The organism is Streptomyces callyspongiae (assembly GCF_047200695.1).
GTDB lineage: Bacteria > Actinomycetota > Actinomycetes > Streptomycetales > Streptomycetaceae > Streptomyces.
Genome location: NZ_JBJZOM010000006.1, coordinates 51,285 through 69,805 on the forward strand (window position 1 = coordinate 51,285; position 18,521 = coordinate 69,805).

Sequence of the window (18,521 nt, forward strand, 5' to 3'; positions counted from 1 at the left end):
CTTTCATGCTTTCCCGCCTGTTCGCCCCCACGGTCCAGGTCAGCGCCCACTGCGACCTGCCCTGTGGTGTCTACGACCCCGCCCAGGCCCGCATCGAGGCCGAGTCCGTCAAGGCCATCCAGGAGAAGTACCAGGCCAACGAGGACGCGCACTACCGTGCCCGCGCCACCGCCATCAAGGAGGAGCGCGCGGAGCTGGCCAAGCACCACATCTCGGTGCTGTGGAGCGACTACTTCAAGCCTCCGCACTTCGAGAAGTACCCGGAGCTGCACCAGCTGGTGAACGACACCCTGAAGGCCCTCAGCGCCGCGAAGGGGTCCACGGACCCCGCCACCGGCCAGAAGGCACTGGACTACATCGCCCAGGTCGACAAGATCTTCTGGGAGACGAAGAAGGGCTGACCCTGGATCAGCCCCTCGGTGCCACGTCCGACTCGGCACCGTACGTCACGTCCGCACCCGGTCCGCCGGGGCACCGTGTTCGGCGCCCCGCGGGCCGGGTGCGGTCGTGTGCGGCGGAGTACGGCGCGTGCGGCCGGCCGGTGTCCCGGGGCGGGGGATCGTGCGCCGGGCCCAGGACTCGCCCACACTTCCCTCTTACCGGACGTGCTCGGGCGACGTGGCGTCGTGTGACGACTATCCCCCAGGCCACGTCCCGCCAGCCGAATACGAAACCACCTACCGCCTGACAACCACAAAACCCCAGGTCACAGTCAACCTAGAGCCTCCAACCCACCCGGGGCGGTTCGCCCTACATGATTGACGATGTGCAACGCCTGCAGGCGGCGTGGGGACGGATTGAGTCCTGGCTGCTCGAGTACGCTCCGGCATCCGCCGCTCTGCTGCGCCCGCCCGCAAGTGATGAGCAAATCACGGCTGCTGAAGACGAGATCGGAGTGAGCCTGCCCCCGGTACTGCGGGCCTGGTACCAACTCCACGACGGCGCTATGGGGTCGAGCCCCGAGGACGAGATCGAAGAGTGGGCGGTCACTGGCTGGCTTCCGATGCACCGGACATGGCTCAGACTGGAAGAAGTCACCGGCTTCTACCTGACACACGTTCAGGAATGGGAGCGTGAGCCCGGCCTGATCCCCATCGCGTGCAACCCCGGCGACGGCTGGTACGGCTTGTACCTTGATGCCCGTAAAGACGAGCCCACCTACGGGAATCTCGGCACCTGGGCGGTCGACCAAGAGAGCGAACCTGTGCCCTTCGACACTGACGGCTGGCCGCTCGCGGGTTGGCTGGAAGCCACCGCCACGGCTCTGGAAGAGTGCCGCTGCCTGCGCAAACCGGATGGCACCGAAGACACCCGCGAGATGCCAGTCCTGATTCAAGGTGGCCTGGACTGGGTCAACGCTCGGACCGGCTTCAAAGAAGGCATGCAGCACCTCACGGACCTGTAGCAGAGGTTCACACGCCCGTGCCAGCCGGAGCCGAAGAACGACGTCGATACGGATGACAGGCGCCATCGCTCAGGTGGTGTCCGGCCGAGTGGCGTAGCCGATCAAGATGTTCGAACCCCCGGGTCGCGGCCCAAAACACCCTCGGCGGACGACCTGTTGAGCCTCGCCAAGCCGGGGCAGGGCTTCGGCGTAGTTCGTCGTCCCTTTTAGACAGCGGTGACCACCCGGTAGACGCACGCCAGGATGACCGCTGCACAGACAACTTTGGACAGAAGGCGCCGGGAGAGCGCCGTCACGGCCACCCCCGCCGAAAGCGCGGCGATGCCGACAAAGACCAGCGCCACATAGGCGCCATCGTTATCCCGCCGCCCAGGGAATGCCGCAGGATTGTCTGCCTCAACCGTCATGGCGAAGCTGAACAACGCGAGAAACGCCGCCACGATATAGAGTACTGCCGCACCACAGGACTTGGCGACGGAGGACACCTTTGTCACGGTCATCGGATCAGTCCCTCCAGCATCCCTTGTCTGTCGACGGCGAGCTGTCCATACTGCTGCGCAGCGCTGGTTCCGTAATATTCTGGCCCGCCGTTGACTTATTTTTCTGGAACTGAGTCAGGTTGCCCGAGGCGTAGCCCAGGAGATCAGCAGCTGTGTCCCCCTGCACGCTTACCTCGCCAAATGATGTGTTGAGATCGCCGGTGAGGGCCATCTTGTCGACAACTCTTACACCCAGACACCTCTGCCACCGGCACCTGGACCACCGCCGACGGCACCGGACAGCAGGGCTACCACGCCACCCACACCGCCGCCGGCGGCGCCCCGCGGGCCGGTGCGGTCGTGTGCGACGGAGTACGACCGGCCGGTGTCCCGGGGCGGGCGGATCGTGCGCCGGCCCCAGGACTGGCGCACGCTTCCCTCTTACCGGACGAGTTCTCCCAAGTGGGGCGAAGCAGGAATCTCGGGTTCGTTCTTGCAGTGCATGACGTCCTGCGACAGGTAGCTCGCGACGGCAGTCGCCACTCTCCCGGACACGCGCGCCAGACGCCTGCTGCCCTGCTTGTCGATGCTGGGACTCTTCACGCGGACGATGAAACGAGTGAACGAGTACTCCGCCGTTGCGCAGGGAACCCCGATGACGGAGCTATTAGGAGCCGCAAATCCCCGAACATCGCCCTGCTTCACCCACCGCGCCTGCGGGGCGTTCCAAGCCAAGTTGGAGAACCCCTTGGAATTCGGCATCTTCTCGCTGGTCACATAGGAAGACACGTCCAAGTAGTGCACCCGGTTGACGGTTATGCGACACCCGCCCTCCCAGATCGAATCCAGCTCGGACAGCTTTCCGTAGGCTCCCGTGTATACGATCGGCGAGTCATTCGGGCGCGGAAGCAGGTCCTTGAATACTTGCCTCTCAATAGGAGTCTCGCAGAGAGTTTTGGGCAACGTGTAAACTTCTCGCCCACCATTAGAATCGCCGCCGCACCCCGAGACCACGAATACCAGAGCAGCGACGCAACCGGGGATCGACCGTCGCTTCCACACTTCTTTTCGATAATTCATGATCCAACTCCCGTGACTACCGCCCCGGCGCAGAATCCAGATGTGGCACCCGAACGCGCGGAACTATCGAATCCTTTAAGCTCATTCGGATTCCATTTCACCCCTTCCGCTGCACGGCACACGGCATCACCCATGAAACTCTCCATCTCACTTTCCTGGAGTCGTGCAATTTGTCAGCCTCGTAGTGACCTTTTATTTGCGCCTCTTCCATGCGATCCCGCGTAATACTCTCAACAATGCTACTTTACAGTTCGCCGATTCCAGCTGACACCAGATCGCCACCCACGGGTATCCGCCCAGTCACAAGACCAACACCCGTTTCGACGCACCCACTAACCTGTTGAACATCTGCATTGAATTCTTCAGCTTTCTTGATTTCTCCATCAAGAAGCGCCTCAGCGCGAGCTCTGTCCATTATGCCGCCGATCTGCGCGCCAGTTTGGGCGGGCGGATCGTGCGCCGGGCCCAGGACTCGCCCACACTTCCCCTACCGGACAAGTTCCCCCAGATGAGGTGAAGCAGGAATCTCGGGTTCGTTCTTGCAGTGCATGACGTCCTGCGACAGGTAGCTCGCGACGGCAGTCGCCACTCCCCCGGACACGCGCGCCAGACGCCTGCTGCCCTGCTTGTCGATGCTGCGGCTCTCCACGCGGACGACGAAGTGCAGGAAAGAGTATTCCGCCGTTGCACAGGGCACCCAGATGTAAGATCTGTTGGGCGCTGCGAAGCCCTGGACATCTCCCTGCTTCACCCATCGCGCCCGAGGAGCCTGGAACGCCAGGTTGGCAAACCCCTTGCGGTTCGGTAGGTCCTCGACGGTCACGTAGGACTTGATATCCAGACCGTGCACCCGGTTGACGGTTATGCGACACCCGCCCTCCCAGATCGAATCCAGCTCGGACAGCTTTCCGTAGGCTCCCGTGTATACGATCGGCGAGTCCTTCGGCTTCGGCAGAAGATCCTTGAACACTTGCCTCTCAACGCGAGTCTCACAGAGAGTCTTGGGTAGCGCGTGAACTTCTCGCTCACTCTTACCCTCGGCAGCACACCCTGAGGCCAGCACGGCCAGGATGGTCATCAAACTTGGAGTAGCGCACCTCGCTGCACTGTTCCAGGACTTCACGATCCGACCTCTCCCGGTTCTTGCCGAGACGCGAACAGCATCACCATGCTCCGCGCCTTCTTCTCTCCTGCACGCACTCGCACCTGCCTACCGCCCCTCGTGCGTTCATCAAGACGACCCACAATGCCTTGCTGTCAACTCTTCCAAAGAAGCCCCTGGAGGCGAAGAGGTGTCGCAATGACGGGGTCGTTGCCGCATCTAAGTATGCGATGAGCAATATCTTTGGCCACGCTTGCCGCCAAATTTCCCGAAGCACGCCCAAGGGAGTCTCGAGCATATGTATCTGCACCACTCGTCACCCAGACAGAAAATCCGATGCCAGAATCTCACGCCAGAGAACAGGGTACGTAAACGAGTGACCGATCAGGGGCTGCAAACCCCTTCACATCTCCGTCTTCCACCCATCGAGCTTTTGGGGAGCCATGCGCAAGCTCCTTCAATTCTTGCCTGCTCGACGAACCATTCTTTGACATACGAACAGTGACGTTGATGTCATTCACCCGGTTGACAGCCACGTTGCAACCCGCTTCCGAGCTGTAGGTCAAAGTAGAAAAGTCACCGTTCGAGTACGCCTCTACGAACGGCGGACTGGTTGGCTCGGGCAGCAAGTTTCGGTACACTTCGCGTTCAACCTGTACACCGCAAAGGTTTTCCGGAAGCTTGTACGCCTTCGGCTCGCCATGGTGATCCTGGTTCGACGAGGAAGTCGTGCACCCGGACATCAGACAGGCGACGAGCGCAAGAGACACAGAGGCAATCATCTTCCGCACCGGAACCACTGATCTTTCGATCTACTTCTCAGCGTGTGGACTTGTGCCGACACCCGACCGCCGCCATGCGGAGCTGCCTCCCGCACCTCCGGCTCCCGCGACTGTCTCGACGTCACTCGTGCTCATCCCGGCCCCCCTCAACTCTCCCTGTGACGGCTCGTCACAGTGACGCTCTGCCATCGTGCGAATGGCACGCGTCACCCTACTGAGCGGTTCTTCGCCGCGCGAGTCCGGAAAGGACACAGTCACCTTCCCCGACTGCCGTCCTTGCTTCCCCGCCACCGAAGCTCAGGGCGTGCCGCTTCTCAGGCCGCGGGGACCTGCAACAGTGGGCTGTGGTGGTGGAGGAGCCACTGCCGGTAGGCGGGTGCGCCCCAGGCGACCTCGCGGTACGCCTCCTCGAGGTCGGCGAAGGCCGCGTCGAAGTCCGTGCCGCCCGACCGCCCGGAGCCGGCGGCACGGGTGGCCATGAGCAGACGCACTGTCAGCGGATCTCCGGCCAGGGGCCGGACGACCATGCCCGGGCGGGCGCGCGAGGTGGGCTGGACAGGCGCGACGACCTCGCCCGCGGCGACCAGGTCCGCACCGGTGAGGTAGTCGCCGTGCGCCACGCGCAGTTCGAGCCCCGCCTCGGTGAAGATGCGGCGCAGTCCGGCCCATTCGCCGTCCACGTTCGGGTCGACCATCCAGCGGTCCTCGGCGAGATCCCGGAGGGCGACCTCTTCCTGCCCCGCCGCCGGATGCCCCGCGGGGAGTGCCACGAACTGCGGTTCCCTGTCCATCAGATCGCGCTGCTCCAGCCCTTCGGGCATCTCCAGCGGGCAGCCGGTGACCTCGTGCACGAACGCCACGTCGAGCTGGCGGTCGGCGACCATCTGGAGCAGGGTGGCCGGGGAAAGGTCGGTGCGGATGGTGGTGTCGGTGTCGGGCAGCCGGAGCCGCAGCCGCCGCAACCAGCCCGGTACGGCTCTGTTGTGCGTGCTGCCGATGCGGAGCCGGGTGCCGCCGCCGAGCCCGAGGGCATCGCGTGCGTCGGTGATGAGGGCGCTCATCTCGGCGACGATGGGCCGGGCGCGGCTGAGTACGGAGAGTCCGAGCGGTGTGGGGCGGCTTCCGGTGCGCTCACGCGTGAAGAGCCGCCCGCCGAGGGCTCGCTCGATACGGGCGAGCTGTGTCGTCAGAGACGGCTGCGTGACCCCCAGTTGCCGCGCGGCCTTGTGCACGCTCCCGTGGTCAGCGATAGCGCACACCGCACGAAGATGTCTCACCTCGAGCTCCACGTCGGGAGCATAACCAGCCGCTCTCCCGCTACGCCAGAGACATGACAATGTCACGTCTCCAGTTCAGGGGCGATACGCCGGTCCTATCAGGGGATGCCATCTTCCCCGGCGCAGGGTGAGGCAGCGCACACTCTCGGAGACCGCACGTTCTTCTGCGGGATCCGAATGGCGTCCCCCCACACGCCCCACGCGTACGCCGGACGGGTCCACGGACGATCTGGAGGGAACCCCCCATGAGACACTTCAGGACCATCCTCTCCGCAACCGCCGGCCTCGGACTCGCAGTGGCCGGTCTGGCCGCCGCCCCGGCCTCGGCCTCCCAGGCGGACGGCACTGTCGTCGCGGCCTACGAGGGTGCCAGCAAGGCCGAGCAGGCCCAGAACCAGGCCTTCTTCGACGCCGTCTGGGCGAAGGTCAAGGAGCGCCAGGCCGAGGAGCCCGGCTTCCAGGCCGTCACGGTCTACTACAACGACTCGAACGCCCCGTCGTTCCAGAGCGAGATCGCGCAGAGCACCTCGATCTGGAACTCCTCCGTCAGCAACGTGACGCTCGCCGAGACCTCCGGCTCCGGCGACTTCGCCTACTACGAGGGCAACGACTCCCGCGGCAGCTACGCCTCGACCGACGGTCACGGCAGCGGCTACATATTCCTGGACTACGCCCAGAACCAGCAGTACTACTCCCCCCGCGTCGTGTCCCACGAGACGGGTCACGTCCTGGGCCTGCCGGACCACTACAGCGGCCCGTGCAGCGAGCTGATGTCCGGTGGTGGCCCCGGCACCTCCTGCACCAACGCCTACCCGAACTCGACCGAGAGCTCCACGGTCGACAGCCTGTGGGCGAACGGCCTGTCCCCGATGAAGTCGGAGCTCACCACCGTGACCCGCTGACGGACGTTCTGCGTCCGTCCCGGGATCCGTCCGAGCCGAGCCCGTCCCGCTCCTGCGGGGCGGGCTCGCGCTCGTCCGTGCCCGGACCCGTCACCCGGCCGCACCGGGCCGCTCGGCGGGCGCCAGCCGCCACAGCGACGTCACCTCGGCCGAACGGGCCGCGTGCAGCGGATCGTCGGGGTCGGCCGCCCGCGGGTGCACGGGCCGGGTGTCGTGGCGGGCGCGCACCCGCAGACCGGCAGCGCCGATCCAGTCGAGCAGCTCCTCGCGGCTGCGCAGGCCGAGACGTTCGGCGAGGTCGGAGAGGACCAGCCAGCCCTCGCCGTCCGGCGCGAGGTGCGCGGGCAGTGCGCGGAGGAACGCCCGGAGCATCGCGCTGCCCGGATCGTAGACGGCGCGCTCGACCGGCGAGGTCGGTCTGGCGGGCAGCCAGGGCGGGTTGCACACCACCAGCGGCGCCCGCGCCGGGGCGGAGGCTTCCGGTCCGGGGTCCGGGAAGAGGTCGGCCCGCACCACGTCGACGGCGCCGGGCGGGGCGAGTCGGGCCAGGTTCTGCCGGGCGCAGTCGAGCGCGCGGGGGTCGGTGTCGGTGGCGACGACGCGCCGGACGCCGCGCCGGGCGAGCACGGCGGCCAGCACCCCGGTGCCGGTTCCGATGTCGTAGGCCAGTTCCTCCGCTCCCGGCGGCAACGGGGCGTCGGCGACCAGGTCGACGTACTCGCCGCGGGCCGGGGAGAAGACTCCGTGGCGCGGGTGCACGCGGTCCCCGTCCAGCGCAGGAACCCGCACGCCCTTGCGGCGCCACTCGTACGCTCCGACGAGGCCGAGCAGTTCCCGCAGCGCGACGAGGGAGGAGGTGCCGTCCGGGTCGGGCGCGCCGTAGGCGTCCTCGCAGGCGCCGGCCACGTCGGGGGCGCGGCGCAGCGGGACGGTGTACCGGCCGTCGGTGGCGTCGAGGGGGACCAGCAGCATGCCGAGGATGCGGGCGCGTTGGGCCTGCCGAGCGCGGTGCCGGTGGAAGGACGCGGCGGGCGCGGTGTCGGCGGGAGCCTCCGTACGGCGGCGGGACCTGCGGGGCGGCCGGTCGACGCGGCGGGCGAGCGCCGCGAGGAGCGTCCGGGCCTGGTGGTAGTCGCCGCGCCACAGCAGGGCTGTCCCCTCGCAGGCAAGCTTGTGGGCGACGTCGGCCTTCGTACGGTCGTCGGCGATCACCACGCGCTGCGGCACGCGGGCACCGTTCTCGGAACGCCACCAGGCGGACCGCGGTTCGCCGTTCTCGGTCCAGCGGACCGTGGGGCGTTCGTTCACACCGTCAGGGTACGGCGGCGCCGGGTCGGCGCGGCGCGGGGCCCGGCGACGGAGGGCTGCCGCGGGAGGTGTGTCATCCCGCGGTGTGCGAGGAGGTGCGGACCGCGCCGACGCTGGCGGCGATCACCAGGGCTACCGCGACGAGCTGCACCGGCCCCATGCGCTGCCCGAGGACCAGGAATCCGGCGGCGGAGGCGGCCACGGGCATCAGGCTCATCAGGACCGCGAACGTCGACTGGGGGAGCGTCCGCAGCGCGAACATCTCCAGGGTGTAGGGCACCCCGGAGGACAGCACGGCCACGCCGGCCCCCAGCGCGAGGGTGACGGGGTCGAGCAGGGCACTGCCCCCGCTGGCGATGCCCAGCGGGGCGCTGACGCAGGCGGCGACCGCCATGGCGATGGCGAGTCCGTCCGCCTTCGGGAACCGGGCTCCCGTGCGGGCGTTGTAGACGATGTAGGCCGCCCATGTCCCGCCCGCTGCCAGGGCGAAGGCCACGCCGGGGGCGTTCAGCTCGTCGAAGCCGCTGTTGCCCAGCAGGTACACGCCTCCGAGCGCGAGTCCCGCCCACAGCACGCTGAGCGCGCGACGCGAGGCGACGACCGAGAGCGTCAGGGGGCCGAGGAGTTCGAGGGTGACGGTGGCGCCGAGCGGGATGCGCTCGATGGCCTGGTAGAAGAGCGTGTTCATGGTGCCGAGCGCCACGCCGAGGCCCACGACCGTCGCCCAGTCGGTGCGCGAGTGCCCGCGCAGCCGGGGGCGGCAGACGGCGAGCAGGAGCGCCGCGGAGAACACCAGTCGCAGCGCCACCACGCCGAGGGCGCCCACCCTGGGGAAGATGAGCGCGGCCACGGCGGAACCGAACTGCAGCGACAGGGCGCCGGCGCACACCAGGCCGACCGCGCCGATCCGGCCGCCGCGGACCGGGCCGGGCGGCGGGGTGCCGCCCGGCGCGGCAGGGGTTCCGGCGGCGCCGGGGGGCTGTGCGGCCGTGCGAGTGTTCTGGCGCATGACGTCCACGCTAGAAGCGCCTGCGGCGGCCCGTGAAATGCCGTTCCGCCGATGGCTATGCTCGGCAGACATGACCGTCGAGTTGCGTCATCTGCGCGCGTTCCTCGCCATCGCCGACGCCGGGAGCATCACGCACGCCGCCGCGGCGCTCCATGTGGGGCAGCCGGCGCTCTCTCGCACCCTCGCGCAGCTGGAGGCCCATCTGGGGGTGCGCCTGGTGGACCGCACGACGCACCACCTGGGTCTCACGGCCGAGGGGCGCACCTTCCGCGACAAGGCCGCCGTGGCGCTGGCCGCCGTGGACGACGCCCTCGATCCCGCGCGGGTGGCCGACTGGCCGCTGCGGCTGGGACACGCCTGGTCGGCGCTGGGGCGCTGGACGACGCCGCTGCTCCGGCGCTGGCAGGAGGAGCACCCCGACACTCCGCTGGAGCTGCTGCGCATCGACGACCGCAGCGCGGGTCTGCTGAGCGGCAGGGTCGACGTGGCGCTGCTGCGCGGCCCGCTGCCTCCGGAGGCCGCCGGCCGGCTGCGCTCCCGCCGACTGCCGGACGAGGCGCGCGTGGCGGCGGTGCGGGCGGACGGGGAGCTCGCCGCGCGGGAGGAGCCGCTGACGCTGGCGGATCTGGCGGAGTACCCGGTGGCGCTGAACACCGTCTCCGGGCTGACCACGCTCGCGCTGTGGCCCGAGGAACGGCGACCGGATCCGGCACAGGTGGTGGAGGTGGCCAACACCGACGACTGGCTCGGCGCGATCGCCGCGGGCCGGGCGGTCGGTGCCTCGACCAGCGCGACGGCCGAGATGCATCCGCACCCCGGCGTGGCGTACCGCCCGCTGGCCGATGCCGCCCCGGTGCCCGTCCGGCTGGTGTGGCGTGACGCGCCCGCGCATCCCGCGATCGCGGCCCTGGTGAATCTGGCCGCGGACGTTTCGGGCGCAGCGCGGGAGGAACCGGACTGATCGGGTATGCGTTCACCGGTTGCGGGCGTCGCGCCCGCGAAGCCGATCAGCACAACGGGAGGCACACGATGGCAGGGTTCCTCGACCGGGCCAAGGAGCAGGCGCAGCGCGGCATCGCGCAGGGCAGGGAGAAGGTGGAGGAGGTCCAGGCGCAGCGCGCGGGCCACGACCTGGTGCGACGCCTCGGCGCCGCCTACTACGCGGAGCAGCACGGTACGGGGTCCCCGGAGGACGTGCAGCGCGCGCTCGGCGCGGTGGAGGACCACGTCGCCCGGCACGGCAAGGGGGCGCTGGACTGACCGCGGCGGCCGCCCGCGGCCGCTGTCCCTGACGGCACCGCGGCGGTGGAGAATGGCGGGGTGACGTCGCACGCCCCGGATTCGGACCCGCCCGCTGCCGCTCTGCGGGCCCTGTGGTCTGCGGCGCGGCTGCCGTCGCCGCTGACGGAGGTGGCGGACGAACGCTTCGCGCGGCGGGACGTGCGGCTGCTGCTCAAGCGGGACGACCTGATCCATCCGGAGATCCCGGGGAACAAGTGGCGGAAGCTGCTGCCGAACCTCCGGCACGCGGTCGAGGGCGGCCCGCGCACGCTGCTCACGTTCGGCGGTGCCTACTCGCACCACCTGCGGGCGACCGCGGCGGCCGGGCGCCTGCTGGGGCTGGAGACCGTGGGGGTGGTCCGGGGCGAGGAGCTCGCCGACCGGCCGCTGAACCCGACGCTGGCCCGGTGCGTCGCGGACGGCATGCGGCTGCACTTCGTGTCGCGCTCCGCCTACCGGCGCCGCAGCGATCCGGGGTGGACGGCGGGGCTGCGGCGGAGGTTCGGGGATTTCCTGCCCGTCCCGGAGGGGGGCAGCAACGCGGCTGCCGTCCGCGGCTGCACGGGCCTGGGGCGCGAACTGCGCGGGCGGACGGATGTGGCTGCCGTGGCCTGCGGTACCGGCGGGACGCTGGCCGGACTGGCTGCGGGGCTCGGCGAGGGTGCGTACGCCCTGGGGGTGCCGGTGCTGCGCGGCGGTTTCCTCGCCGGCGAGGTCGAGTGGCTGCAGCGCACCGCGTTCGGCGGGCGTCGCGGCGACTGGCGGCTGACCGACCGGTTCCACTGCGGCGGCTACGCCCGTACCACGCCGGAGCTGACCGCTTTCGCCGAGGACTTCTCCCGGCGGCACGCCCTGCCGCGGACGGAACCGGTGTACGTGGCGAAGCTGCTGTTCGGGCTGACCGCGCTCGCGGCGGAGGGCGCCTTCCCGCGGGGCAGCACGGTGACGGCGGTGATCACGGGGGTCGGCGCGGAGGCGGCACCCGCTCACGACGGGTGACGGCCGACGGAACCGTACGTGTTTCCCTGCGGTACCGGGGAAGTTTGGGCGGGCCCGGAACGTTCACCCAGTGTCGTGGCCAGCTTCCCGGCCGCACCGTACGCACCATCCGTCACAGAGGACACCAACACAGTGTCACGATCCGGCATTTGGACCCTCGACCCCCTGGCGACGCGCCGTGCCCGCGTGTTTACCATGAGTGATGCTCCGCTGTGGCGTCCGAGTGGCACCGAGGGTATCGTCCGGGCGACATCCCGAGGTGGATCGCGATAGCGTCGCAGTCGAAGGCTCCAGTACGACGGTCCGTCGCGCTCGGCACCGGCATTGCGCCGAGTGGCCGCACCGCCGCCCTGGTCACGGAAAACGAGCCCAACCGGCTTGTGCCACCTTGGAGGTGAGGGTGTCCCAGATCGCAGGCGAGCCCGGAGACAAGGACTTCGTGGAGGTACGGCTGCCCGCTGCGGGCGCCTACCTGTCCGTGCTGCGTACCGCCACGGCCGGCCTCGCGGCCCGCTTGGACTTCACCCTGGACGAGATCGAGGATCTGCGGATCGCGGTCGACGAGGCGTGCGCGATCCTGCTGCAGCAGGCCGTGCCGGGCTCGGTGCTCAGCTGTGTGTTCGAGTTGATCGGCGAATCGCTGCGGGTCACGGTCTCCGCACCCACCACCGACGGCCGGGCGCCCGAGCGGGACACGTTCGCCTGGACCGTGCTGGCCGCCCTCGCGGGCGAGGTCGACTCGACCGTGTCGGAGGAGCGCACCGTGAGCATCAGCCTGCGCAAGCAGCGCGGTACGGGGCCGGATCCGTCGTGACGGAGCACGAGGCACGAGAGGCATGGGCGGGCCGCCGGCAGGCGGCCGGTCCGGGCATTCCCGAGCAGCACGCCCGCCCGCACCCGGAAGGGGACGACCGGGTCGGCCCCGGGCAGTCGGATCAGGCGGAGCAGGCGGACTCGATGGAAGACGACGGGCAGGAAGCGCAGGTGCGGCAGGGCGGGACCGCCGGCCCCCCGGCCGGCGGGCGCGGACACGGTGCCGCGGACCGCAACGCCGCGCGCGACCTCTTCCGAGAGCTGCGGGGGCTGCCGGACGGTTCGCCCGGCCACGCGGAGCTGCGCAACCGGCTGGTGCAGATGCATCTGCCGCTCGTGGAGCACCTGGCGCGGCGCTTCCGCAACCGCGGCGAGCCGCTGGACGACCTCACGCAGGTCGCGACGATCGGCCTGATCAAATCGGTCGACCGCTTCGATCCCGACCGTGGGGTGGAGTTCTCCACCTACGCCACCCCGACCGTGGTCGGCGAGATCAAGCGGCACTTCCGCGACAAGGGCTGGGCGGTACGGGTGCCGCGCCGCCTGCAGGAGCTGCGGCTGTCCCTGACGTCGGCGACCGCCGAGCTCTCGCAGCGGCACGGCCGGGCTCCGACCGTCCACGAACTGGCCCAGCGGTTGTCAATCTCGGAGGAGGAGGTCCTCGAGGGCCTGGAGTCGGCGAACGCCTACAGCACGCTGTCGCTGGACGTTCCCGACACCGACGACGAGTCCCCGGCGGTAGCCGACACCCTCGGGGCCGAGGACGACGCCCTGGAGGGTGTGGAGTACCGGGAGTCCCTCAAGCCGCTGCTGGAGGAACTGCCCCCGCGGGAGAAGAAGATCCTGTTGCTGCGCTTCTTCGGCAACATGACCCAGTCGCAGATCGCGCAGGAGGTCGGCATCTCGCAGATGCACGTCTCCCGGCTGCTGGCACGGACCCTCGCCCAGCTGCGGGACCGCCTGCTCGTGGAGGAGTGAGCCGGGCGCGGCGGGTCACGCGTCGCGCGGGCCGATCCCCAGCGCGGCGGCCGCGGTGGGGGTGACGAGCGCGCCGAGCACGACCAGCGCCGCCAGGCCGATCACCACTCCGCCCGCGACCCACGGCCCGCCGTTCTGGGCCATCTGCCAGCCGACGGGCAGGGCCAGCAGCTGCGTGATGAGGGCCGGGCCGCGGCTCCACCGGCGGCGCTGCCGGATGCCGTGCGCCGCCGCGAGCGGCAGCGCGGCGAGTGCCAGGACAGTGAGAGCCATGGTCAGTGCCTGCACGAGGCCGTCGGGCTTTCCCGTGAAGACCATCACCAGGGACACCAGGCCGAAGCCGGCGATCACCGCCCCCTCGGCAGCGGTCAGCACCGCCGCGACAGCGAGGCGGACCGGGCGGGAGGCGTCGGGGGTCTCGTCACTCAGGTCACTCACCCCTGCAGGGTAGCCCGGGCTCCGCGGGAGAGGCTCCCGCCCGGGAGGCCCGCCGCGGAGCGCGGGTACGCTGCCCGCATGCGCGCACTCCTCGTGGTCAACCCGGCAGCCACCCTCACCAGCGCGCGGACCCGTGACGTGCTCGTCCACGCCCTGGCCAGCGATCTGGAGCTGGAGGTGGCGACGACCGAGTACCGGGGTCACGCGCGCGACCTGGGGCGGGCGGCCGCGAGAGACGGCGCGACCGAACTGGTCATCGCCCTGGGCGGCGACGGCACGGTGAACGAGGTCGTCAACGGCCTGCTGCACGACGGCCCGGCGCCCGGGAGACTGCCGCGGCTGGCAGTCGTCCCCGGCGGTTCCACCAATGTCTTCGCGCGTGCCCTGGGACTGCCCAACGATGCGGTCGAGGCCACCGGCGTCCTCCTGGACGCGCTGGAGACCTCGCGCGAACGCACCATCGGGCTCGGCCGGGCCGAGGGGGCGCCGGGGACCGACGACTCGGGGGCGCCGCCCCGATGGTTCACGTTCTGCGCGGGCTTCGGTTTCGACGCGGGTGTCGTCGGACGCGTCGAGCACCACCGGGAACAGGGCAAGCGTTCGACGCATCCCCTGTACATACGACAGGTGCTCCGCCAATTTCTTCACGAGCCGCACCGCCGGCAGGGCACCGTGACCCTGGAACGCCCGGGTGAAGAAAATGTGGAGCACCTGGTGCTGTCCATCGTCTGCAACACCGCACCGTGGACCTACCTGGGCAACAGGCCGGTGTACGCGGCCCCCCGCGCCTCCTTCGACACCGGCCTCGACCTGCTGGGACTCTCCCGGCTGACGCCCGCTGCGGTGGGGCGGTACGCCACACAACTGCTCACCTCTTCGCCGAGCCGCGGCCCTCATGGCAAGCACGCACTGTCGTTGCACGATCTCACGGACTTCACCTTGCATTCGCAGGTTCCACTGCCTTTCCAGATCGACGGTGACCACCTGGGACTGCGCAGAAGCGTCAGGTTCGCAGGTGTACAGCGAGCACTGCGTGTGATTGCGTAAGTCGAAACAGCCAAAGTCCTTCCAGTCGAACGTTTAAGCAGGCTTCCACCCCCTCGAAGTACGGCTGTGAGCCAAGCGACACCAAGGATTCAAAAAAAACTTTCCGGAAGGGGTTGTATCCGTCGCCGAGGTTTGCGAGTCTCTTCATGGCGATCGGGACAGCCCCTCATCGGGCCCCCTTGAGAGCCTCGAATCCCCTTATCCGGTCCGATGGGACCCGCATCACATTGACGTGGTAGCCCTTCCTCCGCGAAGGGATTCGTGAAAGCGTTCACATTCACAAGCACGTTGAGCCCGCAACACGAGGAGAGGTAGCAGCCATGGACTGGCGTCATCACGCCGTTTGCCGCGAGGAAGACCCCGAGCTGTTCTTCCCCATCGGCAACACCGGTCCTGCGCTGCTGCAGATCGAGGAAGCCAAGGCCGTCTGCCGCCGCTGCCCCGTCTCGGAGCAGTGCCTGCAGTGGGCCCTGGAGTCCGGTCAGGACTCCGGTGTCTGGGGTGGCCTCAGCGAGGACGAGCGCCGCGCGATGAAGCGCCGCGCCGCCCGCAACCGGGCGCGGAACAACGCCGCATCCGCCTGACGCCCCACCGCACCGGCTGCAATCCCGAGCCGCAGCGCGCAGTGCTTCCGGAAAGCACCGCACACGCTCAAGGCGCCGAGCCCCGGTGGCGACCGACAGGTCGCCACCGGGGCTCAATGCCGTGCGCTCACTGCTTCTCCGCAGCCACCGGCAGATCCAGCACGACCCGGGTTCCCCGCTCCGGTGCCGGCACCATGTCGAACGTCCCGCCCAGTTCTCCCTCGACGAGGGTCCGCACGATCTGCAACCCCAGATTTCCGGCACGGTGGGGTTCGAAGTCCTCCGGCAGACCGCGCCCGTCGTCCGTGACCGTGACGCGAAGACGTCCCTCCTCCTGCCCGGCGGCCGGAGTGCGGACGGCGCCCACCTCGACGCTGCCGTGCTCACCCGCCCCGAAGGCATGCTCGAGCGCGTTCTGGAGCACCTCGGTCAGCACCATGGACAGCGGAGTGGCCACCTCCGCGTCCAGAATCCCGAACCGGCCGGTGGTGCGCCCCGTGACACGGCCCGGCGACAACTCCGCGACCATCGCCAGCACACGGTCCGCGATGACGTCGAACTCCACCCGCTCGTCCAGGTTCTGGGAGAGCGTCTCGTGCACGATCGCGATGGAACCCACCCGGCGCACGGCCTCGTTGAGCGCGTCCCGGCCCCGGTCCGAATCCATCCGCCGCGCCTGCAGCCGCAGCAGGGCGGCCACGGTCTGCAGGTTGTTCTTGACCCGGTGATGGATCTCCCGGATCGTCGCGTCCTTCGTCAGCAGCTCCCGCTCGCGGTGCCGCACCTCGGTGACGTCGCGCAGCAGCACCAGTGAACCGATGCGCGACCCCTTGGGCTTCAGAGGGATGGCCCGCAACTGCACGACGCAGTCGTTGCCCTCGATCTCGGCGGCGCGGGGCGCCCATCCACTGGCGAGCTTGACCATGGCCTCGTCCACCGGGGCCCGGGTCGGGGCGAGGTCCGCCGTGGCACGGCCCAGGTGCAGGCCGACCAGATCCGCCGCCAGGCCGAGCCGGTGGTACGCCGAGAGCGCGTTGGGGCTGGCGTACTGCACCGTGCCCTCCGCATCGAGACGGATCAGGCCGTCCCCGACCCGGGGGGAGAGGTCCGACTCTCCCTTCTGCCCCGGGTACGGGAAGGACCCCGCCGCGATCATCTGGGCGAGGTCGGAGGCGCTCTGCAGGTAGGTGAGTTCCAGACGGCTGGGCGTGCGGACGGTGAGCAGGTTGGTGTTCCGCGCGATGACGCCGAGCACCCGGCCCTCGCGCCGGACGGGGATCGACTCGACCCGCACGGGCACCTCCTCCCGCCACTCGGGGTCGCCCTCGCGGACGATGCGGCCCTCGTCGAGGGCGGCATCCAGCAGCGGGCGCCTGCCGCGCGGCACGAGATGACCGACCATGTCGTCCTGGTGCGAGGTGGGACCGGTGTTGGGCCGCATCTGCGCGACGGACACGTACCGGCTGCCGTCCCGGGTGGGAACCCACAGCACCAGGTCCGCGAAGGACAGGTCGGAGAGCAGCTGCCACTCGGAGACCAGCAGGTGCAGCCACTCGAGGTCGGCGGGCCCGAGAGCGGTGTGCTGGCGGACGAGGTCGTTCATGGAGGGCACGATGCCGAGCCTACCGGCCGCCGCGTCGCGCTCCGGCGGGCCGGGAGCGGGCGTGCCGGAGCAGGGAGGGGCACTTCGGGCCGCGGCACCGGTACGGGACCCTCGACCCGTCCGGCACCGCAGCCCGGAGCCCGAAGACCCGTGCGCAGTCAGGGCAGAGAGCGCCACGAGTCCCGTTCCGACCTCCTGTGCGGGGAGGACGGAAGCCCTGGTCTCCGGTCGCCTTCGCGCGGGTCCAACTCCCGGCGTACGGCGAACCGATCCTCCATTGTGGACCGGACCACCGGCTCTGTCCACGGCCGACGGCGGCACGCGGCCGGGGCCGTCAGCGGGTCCGGGTGACCTTCGCGAGCGCGCGGGGCGCGTCCGGGTCGTGCCCCCGGGCGAGCGTGACCTCGTGGGCCAGCATCTGGAGCGGAAGGATCTCCAGAATCGGCTGCAGCTCCTCCGCCAGCGACCCGGTGGGCAGGACGAACCCCGCCGAGGCGGCTGCGACCTGCTGCTCCGGGCCGATCACCACCAGGTCGGCACCGCGGTCGCGGAGCCGGTCGAGCACCGGCTGGAGCGCCTCGCCACCGCGCCCGTCGGTGACCACGGCGATGACCGGGGAGACGTTGTCGACCATGGCCAGCGGGCCGTGCAGCAGATCGGCGCCGGAGTAGGACAGGGCCGGGATGTAGCTGGTCTCCATCAGCTTCAGCGCCGCCTCCTTGGCCGTCGGGTAGCCGTAGCCGCGCGACGTGATCACCATGCGGTCGGCGAACCGGTAGCGCCCGGCCAGGGCTCTCACCTCCTCGCGGCGGTCCAGCACCGACGCCGCGAGCGCGGGAACCTCCGCGGCCGCACCGGTGCCGTCACCACCGCGCATACCCTCCACCAGCAGGTAGAGGGTGAGGAGTTCGGCGGTGTAGGTCTTCGTGGCCGGCAGCGCCTCCTCGGGACCGGCGAGCACGTCGAGGTGGAACTCGCTGACCCGGGCCAGCGGCGAATCGGCGTTGTTCGTCACCGCCAGAGTGATCGCACCCGCCTCACGGGCGGCACGCGTGGAGGCGACCAGGTCGGGCGAACCGCCCGACTGGCTGACCGTGATCACCAGGCAGTCTCGCAGGTCGGCCGTGGCCCGGTAGGCCGTGACGGTCGACATCGAGGTCAGGCCGCACGGCTTGCCCAGCAGCACCTCGAACAGGTACTTGGCGTACAGCGCGGCGTTGTCGGAGGTGCCGCGCGCGGTGAGCAGCACGAATCTCGGCGCGCGGGCGGCGATGAGCTCGGCCGTCCCGCGGATGCCCGGGGCGTCGCTCCGCTCGCGGTCCAGCAGCCGGCGCAGCACCGCGGGCTGTTCGGCCATCTCCGCGGCCATGACGGACCCCGGGGCTGCGGGCCGTTCCGGGGAAGGTGTCGGGGCAGGCATGGCAGGGCCTCTCG

General features: G+C 69.8%; 19 protein-coding genes. 10 read left to right on the forward strand and 9 right to left on the reverse strand.

Annotated elements, in window-relative coordinates:
• Window positions 1-5: 5 nt before the first annotated feature.
• Together sodN and ACL06G_RS07200 are read left to right on the forward strand one after the other, a co-directional pair.
• Window positions 6-401, forward strand: a complete 396-nt coding sequence (sodN, locus tag ACL06G_RS07195) for a superoxide dismutase, Ni (protein WP_412784454.1) — start codon at window positions 6-8, stop codon at window positions 399-401.
• 353 nt (window positions 402-754) lie between these two features.
• Complete coding sequence (locus ACL06G_RS07200; protein WP_412784455.1) at window positions 755-1,405, forward strand: SMI1/KNR4 family protein; 651 nt, start codon at window positions 755-757, stop codon at window positions 1,403-1,405.
• 206 nt (window positions 1,406-1,611) lie between these two features.
• Here ACL06G_RS07200 and ACL06G_RS07205 read toward each other — a convergent pair whose 3' ends face one another.
• From ACL06G_RS07205 to ACL06G_RS07220, 4 genes are all read right to left on the reverse strand, one after another.
• Window positions 1,612-1,905 (reverse strand): hypothetical protein, encoded by a 294-nt coding sequence (locus ACL06G_RS07205; protein WP_412784456.1) that lies wholly within the window; start codon window positions 1,903-1,905, stop codon window positions 1,612-1,614.
• 420 nt (window positions 1,906-2,325) lie between these two features.
• Entirely contained in the window at window positions 2,326-2,487 is a 162-nt protein-coding gene (locus ACL06G_RS07210; RefSeq protein WP_412784457.1) for a hypothetical protein, read from the reverse strand.
• Between the two features lie 964 nt (window positions 2,488-3,451).
• On the reverse strand, window positions 3,452-4,042 hold the full coding sequence (locus ACL06G_RS07215; RefSeq protein WP_412784458.1) for a hypothetical protein: 591 nt from the start codon (window positions 4,040-4,042) through the stop codon (window positions 3,452-3,454).
• A gap of 1,120 nt (window positions 4,043-5,162) precedes the next feature.
• A complete protein-coding gene (locus ACL06G_RS07220; protein WP_412784459.1) occupies window positions 5,163-6,125 on the reverse strand; it encodes a LysR family transcriptional regulator in 963 nt (320 codons plus the stop codon).
• Between the two features lie 245 nt (window positions 6,126-6,370).
• Here ACL06G_RS07220 and snpA point away from each other — a divergent pair, with 245 nt between their 5' ends.
• Window positions 6,371-7,027, forward strand: coding sequence for a snapalysin (gene snpA, locus ACL06G_RS07225; protein WP_412784460.1), 657 nt, complete (start codon window positions 6,371-6,373; stop codon window positions 7,025-7,027).
• A 90-nt stretch (window positions 7,028-7,117) separates the two neighbouring features.
• On the opposite strand, the gene ACL06G_RS07230 is transcribed toward snpA, so the two are convergent.
• Window positions 7,118-8,335: a methyltransferase gene (locus ACL06G_RS07230; RefSeq protein ID WP_412784461.1), complete on the reverse strand. Its 1,218-nt coding sequence runs from the start codon at window positions 8,333-8,335 to the stop codon at window positions 7,118-7,120.
• 73 nt (window positions 8,336-8,408) lie between these two features.
• Window positions 8,409-9,344 (reverse strand): EamA family transporter, encoded by a 936-nt coding sequence (locus ACL06G_RS07235; RefSeq protein WP_412784462.1) that lies wholly within the window; start codon window positions 9,342-9,344, stop codon window positions 8,409-8,411.
• A gap of 70 nt (window positions 9,345-9,414) precedes the next feature.
• On the opposite strand from ACL06G_RS07235, the gene ACL06G_RS07240 reads away from it, so the two are divergent.
• The 5 genes from ACL06G_RS07240 to ACL06G_RS07260 all read left to right on the forward strand — a co-directional run bounded on the left by ACL06G_RS07240 (window position 9,415) and on the right by ACL06G_RS07260 (window position 13,415).
• Window positions 9,415-10,305, forward strand: a complete 891-nt coding sequence (locus ACL06G_RS07240) for a LysR family transcriptional regulator (RefSeq protein WP_412784463.1) — start codon at window positions 9,415-9,417, stop codon at window positions 10,303-10,305.
• Between the two features lie 68 nt (window positions 10,306-10,373).
• Window positions 10,374-10,604: a hypothetical protein gene (locus tag ACL06G_RS07245; RefSeq protein ID WP_412784464.1), complete on the forward strand. Its 231-nt coding sequence runs from the start codon at window positions 10,374-10,376 to the stop codon at window positions 10,602-10,604.
• Between the two features lie 60 nt (window positions 10,605-10,664).
• Window positions 10,665-11,624 carry a 1-aminocyclopropane-1-carboxylate deaminase/D-cysteine desulfhydrase gene (locus ACL06G_RS07250; protein ID WP_412784465.1) on the forward strand — a complete coding sequence of 320 codons (960 nt, stop codon included), beginning with the start codon at window positions 10,665-10,667 and terminating at the stop codon, window positions 11,622-11,624.
• A gap of 400 nt (window positions 11,625-12,024) precedes the next feature.
• Complete coding sequence (locus ACL06G_RS07255; RefSeq protein WP_412835598.1) at window positions 12,025-12,438, forward strand: ATP-binding protein; 414 nt, start codon at window positions 12,025-12,027, stop codon at window positions 12,436-12,438.
• The gene (locus tag ACL06G_RS07260; protein ID WP_412784467.1) at window positions 12,435-13,415 is read left to right on the forward strand and encodes an RNA polymerase sigma factor SigF; all 981 of its coding nucleotides are present in this window, start codon (window positions 12,435-12,437) and stop codon (window positions 13,413-13,415) included. The genes ACL06G_RS07255 and ACL06G_RS07260 overlap by 4 nt, the downstream gene beginning before the upstream one ends.
• A gap of 15 nt (window positions 13,416-13,430) precedes the next feature.
• Here ACL06G_RS07260 and ACL06G_RS07265 read toward each other — a convergent pair whose 3' ends face one another.
• On the reverse strand, window positions 13,431-13,853 hold the full coding sequence (locus tag ACL06G_RS07265) for a hypothetical protein (RefSeq protein WP_412784468.1): 423 nt from the start codon (window positions 13,851-13,853) through the stop codon (window positions 13,431-13,433).
• 78 nt (window positions 13,854-13,931) lie between these two features.
• Here ACL06G_RS07265 and ACL06G_RS07270 point away from each other — a divergent pair, with 78 nt between their 5' ends.
• Together ACL06G_RS07270 and ACL06G_RS07275 are read left to right on the forward strand one after the other, a co-directional pair.
• Window positions 13,932-14,900, forward strand: a complete 969-nt coding sequence (locus ACL06G_RS07270; RefSeq protein WP_412784469.1) for a diacylglycerol/lipid kinase family protein — start codon at window positions 13,932-13,934, stop codon at window positions 14,898-14,900.
• Window positions 14,901-15,220: 320 nt separating this feature from the next.
• Window positions 15,221-15,484 carry a WhiB family transcriptional regulator gene (locus ACL06G_RS07275; RefSeq protein ID WP_412784470.1) on the forward strand — a complete coding sequence of 88 codons (264 nt, stop codon included), beginning with the start codon at window positions 15,221-15,223 and terminating at the stop codon, window positions 15,482-15,484.
• Window positions 15,485-15,611: 127 nt separating this feature from the next.
• On the opposite strand, the gene ACL06G_RS07280 is transcribed toward ACL06G_RS07275, so the two are convergent.
• A complete protein-coding gene (locus ACL06G_RS07280; protein WP_412784657.1) occupies window positions 15,612-17,087 on the reverse strand; it encodes a histidine kinase N-terminal domain-containing protein in 1,476 nt (491 codons plus the stop codon).
• 334 nt (window positions 17,088-17,421) lie between these two features.
• Window positions 17,422-18,507: an SIS domain-containing protein gene (locus ACL06G_RS07285; protein ID WP_412784471.1), complete on the reverse strand. Its 1,086-nt coding sequence runs from the start codon at window positions 18,505-18,507 to the stop codon at window positions 17,422-17,424.
• Between the last annotated feature and the right edge of the window lie 14 nt (window positions 18,508-18,521).

Excerpts from the sequence above, each read along its gene's own strand:
- sodN (WP_412784454.1), top strand. The coding sequence starts at position 6 with ATGCTTTCCCGCCTGTTCGCCCCCACGGTCCAGGTCAGCGCCCACTGC.
- ACL06G_RS07200 (WP_412784455.1), top strand. The coding sequence starts at position 755 with ATGATTGACGATGTGCAACGCCTGCAGGCGGCGTGGGGACGGATTGAG.
- ACL06G_RS07205 (WP_412784456.1), bottom strand. The coding sequence starts at position 1,905 with ATGACCGTGACAAAGGTGTCCTCCGTCGCCAAGTCCTGTGGTGCGGCA.
- ACL06G_RS07215 (WP_412784458.1), bottom strand. The coding sequence starts at position 4,042 with ATGACCATCCTGGCCGTGCTGGCCTCAGGGTGTGCTGCCGAGGGTAAG.
- snpA (WP_412784460.1), top strand. The coding sequence starts at position 6,371 with ATGAGACACTTCAGGACCATCCTCTCCGCAACCGCCGGCCTCGGACTC.
- ACL06G_RS07235 (WP_412784462.1), bottom strand. The coding sequence starts at position 9,344 with ATGCGCCAGAACACTCGCACGGCCGCACAGCCCCCCGGCGCCGCCGGA.
- ACL06G_RS07240 (WP_412784463.1), top strand. The coding sequence starts at position 9,415 with ATGACCGTCGAGTTGCGTCATCTGCGCGCGTTCCTCGCCATCGCCGAC.
- ACL06G_RS07245 (WP_412784464.1), top strand. The coding sequence starts at position 10,374 with ATGGCAGGGTTCCTCGACCGGGCCAAGGAGCAGGCGCAGCGCGGCATC.
- ACL06G_RS07270 (WP_412784469.1), top strand. The coding sequence starts at position 13,932 with ATGCGCGCACTCCTCGTGGTCAACCCGGCAGCCACCCTCACCAGCGCG.
- ACL06G_RS07275 (WP_412784470.1), top strand. The coding sequence starts at position 15,221 with ATGGACTGGCGTCATCACGCCGTTTGCCGCGAGGAAGACCCCGAGCTG.
- ACL06G_RS07280 (WP_412784657.1), bottom strand. The coding sequence starts at position 17,087 with ATGAACGACCTCGTCCGCCAGCACACCGCTCTCGGGCCCGCCGACCTC.
- ACL06G_RS07285 (WP_412784471.1), bottom strand. The coding sequence starts at position 18,507 with ATGCCTGCCCCGACACCTTCCCCGGAACGGCCCGCAGCCCCGGGGTCC.